This is a genomic window from Modestobacter sp. SYSU DS0875 (assembly GCF_054050915.1).
The window spans coordinates 236,576-243,011 of record NZ_JBJHAH010000001.1 but is presented as its reverse complement, the minus strand read 5'-3'; the positions used below and the strand labels follow the sequence as shown (position 1 = coordinate 243,011).

General features: G+C 76.1%; 7 protein-coding genes. 1 reads left to right on the top strand and 6 read right to left on the bottom strand.

What is annotated here, in order from left to right; translation table 11 throughout:
* Nucleotides 1-164: 164 nt before the first annotated feature.
* The 4 genes from ACI79Y_RS01025 to ACI79Y_RS01010 form a co-directional block, all read right to left on the bottom strand.
* Nucleotides 165-1,664, bottom strand: a complete 1,500-nt coding sequence (locus ACI79Y_RS01025; RefSeq protein ID WP_457156708.1) for an LCP family protein — start codon at nucleotides 1,662-1,664, stop codon at nucleotides 165-167.
* Nucleotides 1,665-1,842: 178 nt separating this feature from the next.
* A complete protein-coding gene (locus ACI79Y_RS01020; RefSeq protein WP_457156707.1) occupies nucleotides 1,843-2,904 on the bottom strand; it encodes a DUF3048 domain-containing protein in 1,062 nt (353 codons plus the stop codon).
* Between the two features lie 202 nt (nucleotides 2,905-3,106).
* Complete coding sequence (locus ACI79Y_RS01015) at nucleotides 3,107-3,553, bottom strand: hypothetical protein (RefSeq protein ID WP_457156706.1); 447 nt, start codon at nucleotides 3,551-3,553, stop codon at nucleotides 3,107-3,109.
* Nucleotides 3,554-3,786: 233 nt separating this feature from the next.
* Nucleotides 3,787-4,251 (bottom strand): nuclear transport factor 2 family protein, encoded by a 465-nt coding sequence (locus ACI79Y_RS01010; RefSeq protein ID WP_457156705.1) that lies wholly within the window; start codon nucleotides 4,249-4,251, stop codon nucleotides 3,787-3,789.
* Nucleotide 4,252: 1 nt separating this feature from the next.
* On the opposite strand from ACI79Y_RS01010, the gene ACI79Y_RS01005 reads away from it, so the two are divergent.
* Nucleotides 4,253-4,957 carry a class I SAM-dependent DNA methyltransferase gene (locus tag ACI79Y_RS01005; RefSeq protein ID WP_457156704.1) on the top strand — a complete coding sequence of 235 codons (705 nt, stop codon included), beginning with the start codon at nucleotides 4,253-4,255 and terminating at the stop codon, nucleotides 4,955-4,957.
* A gap of 39 nt (nucleotides 4,958-4,996) precedes the next feature.
* Here the strand turns inward: ACI79Y_RS01005 and ACI79Y_RS01000 are convergent, their stop codons facing one another.
* Both ACI79Y_RS01000 and ACI79Y_RS00995 read right to left on the bottom strand, forming a co-directional pair.
* Nucleotides 4,997-5,482, bottom strand: a complete 486-nt coding sequence (locus ACI79Y_RS01000; protein WP_457156703.1) for a hemerythrin domain-containing protein — start codon at nucleotides 5,480-5,482, stop codon at nucleotides 4,997-4,999.
* Nucleotides 5,479-6,417, bottom strand: coding sequence for a Rieske 2Fe-2S domain-containing protein (locus ACI79Y_RS00995; protein WP_457156702.1), 939 nt, complete (start codon nucleotides 6,415-6,417; stop codon nucleotides 5,479-5,481). Before ACI79Y_RS00995 ends, ACI79Y_RS01000 begins: the two co-directional genes overlap by 4 nt.
* Nucleotides 6,418-6,436 lie beyond the last annotated feature (19 nt).

Below are 6,436 nucleotides of genomic sequence, written 5' to 3'. Positions count from 1 at the left end.
CCCCCCCCCCCCCCCCCCCCCCCCCCCCCCCCCCCCCCCCCCCCCCCCCCCCCCCCCCCCCCCCCCCCCCCCCCCCCCCCCCCCCCCCCCCCCCCCCCCCCCCCCCCGCCCCCCCCCCCACCCCTGCGCCACTGCGCGGGCGCGTAACAGGGAAGGCGCCCGCGCTAGTTGATGCAGCTGCTGTCGGTCGCCGTCCGCTCGTTGGTCTCCAGGCCGCTGGACGCCGGCGCCGTGACGGTGACCGCCTGCCCGACGCCGTTGTAGTCACCGCCGATGACCAGCTGCACGGCGCCCGCCGGCAGGCTGTCGTCCACGGCCACCGCCGCGCCGGGGACCTGGGCGGCGACCAGCGCGGCGGCGGCCTCGTCCCCGGTGCGGTGCCGCACCGTCGTCGTCCCGGTGCTGGCGGCGTTGCCGCCGCTGCTGGCCTGGAAGCCGCCGGCCGTCAGCGCGGTGGCCGCGGTGGCCGCGGCGCCGGAGACCCCGGAGCCGTTGAGCACGCTCACGGTCACCGCCGAGGGGGCCAGGGCCGGGGCCGTGCTGGACGGCGCGGCCGCCGGCGCGGCGGGCGCGGGGTCGGCGGTCAGCGACGCGAAGAAGTCGTTGACCACCGCCTGGCTGGGCGGCTGGAGCACGTCGGAGCCGGCGACCGTGGCGTCGGTGAGGCCCGGGATGGTCTGGAAGGTGAGGTTCCCCGGCTGCACGTTCTGCATCTGGGCGGCCAGGTCGAAGACGTCCAGCCCCCGGTCGAAGGTGATGCTGCTGCCGACCTGCTCGACGATCGCCTGCTGCTTGCCCAGGTCGAGCAGCAGGTTCGAGGAGAGCACGTTGCGCAGCATCCCGGCGATGTAGACCTGCTGCCGCACCACCCGGTCCAGGTCGGACCGCAGTCCGTGCCGCTGGCGGACGAACTTCAGCGCGTCCGCACCGGTGATCGTCTGCACGCCGGCCGGGAAGTCCGCCCCCGAGTAGGCGTCGCGGGTGGCCTCGCAGAGGTTGACCTCCACGCCACCGACGATGGTGCTGAGGTTGATGAACCCCAGCAGGTTGATCTCGGCGAAGTGGTCGATCCGCAGCCCGGTGAACTGGCTGACCGTCTGCACCAGCAGCTGCGCCCCGGCGGCGTCCTTCTCGACCTCCCCGCCCGGCGCGGCGTTGTAGCCGCGGGCGTAGGCGGAGTTGAGCCGCCCCTTGCCGTACCCCGGGATCGACACGTAGGTGTCCCGCGGCAGCGAGACGAACGACGCGGCCGACCCGTCGGCCGGCACGTGCACCAGCATCATCGAGTCGGTGTTGAGCACCCCGTCGGCCTCACCGGTGCTGAACAGCCGCTGCTGCTCGGGGGTGAGCCCCTTGCGCGAGTCCATCCCGACCAGCAGCAGGTTCATCTCCGACCCGGCGTGCGCCCCGCCGTTGACGTCGGAGTTCCCGCTGTCGGGGATGGCGTCGGTGCGGCTGACGCTGGCCTCGGCGACCCGGGCCAGGTTCCAGCCCCAGCCGCTCCCGGCCAGCAGCACCGCGCTGAGCACCGCGGCGACGCACCGCGCGAGGACGGCGGTCCGCCGCGAACCCCGGCCCGCCCCGCCCCATGCCGGACTGCCCGGAGGCCGGCCCACCCGCGGGTCCAGGCGTGCCGGCAGCGGCCGCTGCTGGTCCGGGTTCATGGCACGCTCCGGTCACGCCGGCCGGGGGCCCGCTCACCGACGAGGTCGGGACGGGTCACGGGGAGAGAGGAGCGCACCCACCGGAGGCTGCCAGTCCGGGGCCGCCGTTCCGGTCAGCAACATGCGCGCCACGACCCGCCCGTCACAGCAGGAACAGCAGCCCCCGCCGGTCCGCGGATCAGCCGACGACGACGTCCCCGGTGCCGTTGGGCACCAGCTCGACCCAGGTGTTGCCCGCGCCCAGCTGCACCGGCATGCCGTCGGGCCCGCTGAGGATGAACCGGTCGGCGACGCCGGCCTTGGTCCAGGTCGCCTGCACGGTGTGGCCACCGGTGGCGACCACCGCGGCGCCGGTGCCGGTCAGCACCGTCTCGGGCACCGGGTTGCCCGCCGGGTCGGTGAACGCGGTGTTCTGCACGTCGACCCGCAGCACGACGACGTTCACCGCGCGCATCGGCGTCCCGTCGGCCTCGACCGCGGGTGTGGTGCCCTCGGCCCGAACCCACCGGCCGTCCGGCGGGCTCCAGGTCCACTGCGGCCGGCTCACCCCCGACAGCTTCAGCTGCAGGGTGGTCGCCGGTGTGCCGCCGACGACGGCGGTCGGCTGGCCGTCGGCGGGGGCGATCTCGAACTGGGGCGGCGGCGCGGCCAGGTGCCCGGCATCGGCCTGGGCGACCAGCGCCGCCGGGTCCGCGTAGACGTTGTGCGGCGCCGAACGGGTGTCGATCCGCGCGAACCCGGGTGCGCCGGCGTCCTGGCTGATGATCTGCAGTCCGGCGTCGGCGGCGGCGTCGATGAACGGCCGCTGCCCGCCGGAGAACGCGAACAGGCCGTGCAGCGGGCCGGCGATCGCCGCGTCCATCGGCCGCACCGAGCGCACCGGCCCGATCTGCGGCGGCAGCGTGGAGTGGTAGACCGCGACGTAGCGGGTGATGCCGCCCTCGACGACCTCCTCCCAGACCATGTCAGCGGCGTTCAGCCCGGTCTGCGGCCGCGCGGCGACCGAGTTCTCGATCTTCACCGCGAGCGCCGGGCGGGGCGGCACCTCACCGCTCTCCACCCCGGTCAGCGGCCACAGCACCGGGGGCGGGGGCGGCGGCGGAGGGGTGGACGACGTGGGCGCCGGCTCGGCGACCGGCTCGGTGCCCCCACCGCAGCCGACGGTGCCCGCGAGCACCGCGCCGATCAGCAGTGCGGCTCGGAGGACTCGACGGGGACGCCGGGCGACGGGGTGCTGCACGGTGGAGCCTGCTCTCGGTCGGCGGCGCTGTGGATCGGCGTCCACGCTAGGTCGCCGGGCGTCCGCCGGCGGCCAGGCCGCACGCGCCGGCGCCCCACCCGACCCACCGGCCCGGTCCGCCCCAGCCGGCGGCCGGCGGACTGCCCGGCAGACGACAGCGCCCCGCCGCCCGGGTGGGCGGCGGGGCGCAGCAGGTCGTGGCTCAGCGACCGCTGAAGGCGGCGACCCCGAACTGCTTCACGCCTTCCTCGTCCTCCTGGACGAGCACGGTGTACGCCGAGCCGCCGATGATCGCGCTGCAGATGTCGCCGTTGCACTCCACGGTCGTCACCTGGGCGCCCTGCGACGCCACGGACTGGCGGAACGCCGCCTCGGTCTCGGCGTTGCGGTCGGCCATCCGGTCGCGCCACAGGATGAGGCCGGTGATCGCCACGGCGACGACGATGACCGCCACCATCAGCGCGATCAGGGTGCTGGTGTGCCGGCTGACCCAGCCGGGCTCCCCCTCCTCACCGGTCGCCGGGTCCGCGGCACCCGTGGTGTCGGGGTCGGTGGGCTGCCCGGCCGCGGGGGCCGTCGCGGTGCCGGCGGCGGTCGCCCCCGGCTGGCCGGGGGTGGTCTCGGGCGTGCTCGTGCCGTCGGTGCTCATGGTGGAGTGCCTCGTCCTGTCGGGTCTCGGGTTCGCGCCGCACGGGGACGGAGCTCCCTCGCCCGGCGCGCCGCACCGGCGCTGCGCCGGGCGGGTGACGCGGGGGCCGGCACCCCGGCCGCACGATCCGGCCGACGCTCAGCCCACCAGCTGACGGACGAGACGATGCCACACCTTCCTGTGCCCCGGCGGCGCGCCGGGCGGACGCCCGGCACCCGGCCCGGCCGGTGCCGTCAGCCGGTGATGGCGAGCTCGGCGATCCGGTCCCCGCGCAGGGTGAACCGGTAGGTCAGGTCGGCCACCCCGCCGGGGAAGTCCCCGGTCAGGTGCTGCACGGCCACCCACTGCTCGCCGGCCCCGCGCTGCGCACCGGTCAGCTCGGCGCGGTGGGACCACTGCGCCGCGGAGCCGCGCAGCCAGGCGGAGACCTCGGTGGCTCCGCGGTGGGTGCGCCCCTCGTCGGTGACGACGGCGTCCGCGGTGAACGTCAGGATCGCGGCGTCGGCGTCCTTGGCGGTGAGCGCCGCGAGGCAGTCGCGGACGACGGCGGGCAGGGCGGTCGGGTCCGCGCGAGGAGCCCGCCGGCGGGCACTTCGCCGCGTGGGAGCAGCCGGAGCTGTACGCCGCCGGGGTGCGGGCGGCCCTGGCGCGGTGGAAAACCGGTCGCGGGAGGGCAGTCGGCTCGGCAGGCTGCGCACCGTGTTCTTCGACGAGCAGGTCGCCGCCACCTACGACGACGACGGCGCGTCCGCGCCCGGGGTGGTGGGCCCGGCGGTCGACCTGCTGGCCGAGCTCGCGGACGGCGGGCCGGCGCTGGAGTTCGCCGTCGGCACCGGCCGGGTGGCGCTGCCGCTGGCGGCGCGCGGCGTCACCGTCACCGGCATCGACGTCTCCGAACCGATGCTGGCCCGGCTCCGCGCCAAGCCCGGCGCTGCAGCGATCGACGCCGTCGTCGGAGACATGATCACCACCCGGGTGCCGGGCACCTTCGCGCTGGTCTTCCTGGTGTTCAACACGATCATGAACGTGACCACCCAGGCCGGGCAGGTCGCCACCTTCCGCAACGCCGCCGCCCACCTCGCCCCCGGCGGCCGGTTCGTGGTGGAGGTGATGGTCCCGGCGCTGCAGCGGCTGCCACCCGGGGAGACGGTGCGCGCGTTCGCGCTCACCGACGAGCACCTCGGCTTCGACGAGTACGACGTCGTCACCCAGGGCCTGGTGTCGCACCACCACCGGGTCGGCGAGGGGGTGCGCCGGGTGCCGTTCCGCTACGTGTGGCCCGCCGAGCTGGACCTGATGGCGCAGCTGGCCGGCCTGGAGCCCGAGCACCGGTGGGCCGACTGGGACCGGTCGCCGTTCACCGCGGCGAGCACCTCGCACGTCTCGGTCTGGCGCCGCCCCTGACCCCGTCCGTCGCCGCCAAGATGGCCATCTTGGCGAACGTCAGGGGCGGGTGCGGAGGGTGAACCGCTTGAGCCGGACGATGAGCCGCATCCCGCCGGACCGGGCCAGTTCGCGCTGCCGCTGCTGCAGCTGCGCGCCCAGCTGCTCCAGCCGCTCCTCCCCCAGGGCGTGCGACTGGGGGAACATCCGCTCCTCCTCCTCGAAGGTGTGGTGCCGCAGCGTCGACTCGAGCATCCGCACCTCGGTGGTGAACTCCGGGTCGTCCAGCGGCAGGCGCATCACCACGGCCAGCTGGTCGTCGATCTGGCGGTGCTCGGCGTGCGCGAGGGACAGCAGCGGGGAGACATCGCTGACCGCCGGGTAGAACAGCTCGTCCTCGATCTGGGTGTGCACCTCCAGCTCCCGCAGCAGCTCGTCGCGCAGCCGCCGGCGGCGGTCGGCCTGCTCTCGGGTGGTCTCCGCGAGGTCGCGGAGCAGGCCGCGCAGCACGTCGTGGTGGGCGGTGAGCACCTCGTCGGCCTTCATCGGGACGCCTCCTCGACCGTGGTGGACGCCGTCGGGCTGCGCCAGTGCGCCCGCCGGCGGATCTCGACCTGCCCGTCGCGGACCCGGGTGTCGAAGCAGGGCAGCGGCGCCGTCGACGGTCCCTGTGCCGGTTCGCCGTCCGTCAGCGAGAACCGGGAGCCGTGCCAGGGGCAGACCAGCTCGCCGCGGTGCAGCCACCCCTCCCCCATCGGTCCGCCCAGGTGCGGGCAGCGGCCACCGACGGCGCGCACCTCACCGTCGGTGGCGACCAGCACGACCGGGACGCCGTCGACGTCGACGCCGACCGGCTCGCCCTCGGGCAGGTCGGCCGCCGCGGCGACCGGGGTGAACCGGCGCGGCTCGCTGCTGCGCTCGCTGTGGTCGACCCCCAGCCGGTGCCGGTAGGACAGCCCCCCACCGAGGAAGCCGCCGGCCAGGGTGAGCACGAACCCGGCTGCGGCGGTGACCCGGGCCCGCACTGCCCGCCCGCGGGCGCGGTCGGTGAACGACCAGCTGTAGAGCCCCAGGGCGGCGGAGTTGACGGCCGCGTGCACCATGCCGACCCGCCGGGCCCCGTCGTGGGCGTGCTGCCAGTCGGTGAGCCCGGTGGCGGCCGCGGCGACGGCGCCGGTGATCCCGAGCCCGACCACGGTGCGGGCGGCCTGGCCGGTCGCCGGTCCACCGCGACCGGCGGCGTCGAGACCGTCCAGCACCAGCGCGCTGCTCCACGCCCCGATCGGCACCGTCACCAGCACCGGGTGCAGGGGGTGACCGAGCCACACGCCGTGCAGCAGGTCCTGCAGCGGCCGCGCCCACCGGCCGGTGAGCAGGAAGGTCAGCGCGACGCCGTGCTCCAGCACGTAGCCCGGCCCGTCGAGCTGGTCCCACCGCTCGACCGCCCCGGTGGCCCGCTCCAGCAGACCGCGCACCCTCATCGGACTGCTCCCCGGCCGG

Excerpts from the sequence above, each read along its gene's own strand:
- ACI79Y_RS01025 (WP_457156708.1), bottom strand. The coding sequence starts at position 1,664 with ATGAACCCGGACCAGCAGCGGCCGCTGCCGGCACGCCTGGACCCGCGG.
- ACI79Y_RS01000 (WP_457156703.1), bottom strand. The coding sequence starts at position 5,482 with ATGAAGGCCGACGAGGTGCTCACCGCCCACCACGACGTGCTGCGCGGC.
- ACI79Y_RS00995 (WP_457156702.1), bottom strand. The coding sequence starts at position 6,417 with ATGAGGGTGCGCGGTCTGCTGGAGCGGGCCACCGGGGCGGTCGAGCGG.
- ACI79Y_RS01015 (WP_457156706.1), bottom strand. The coding sequence starts at position 3,553 with ATGAGCACCGACGGCACGAGCACGCCCGAGACCACCCCCGGCCAGCCG.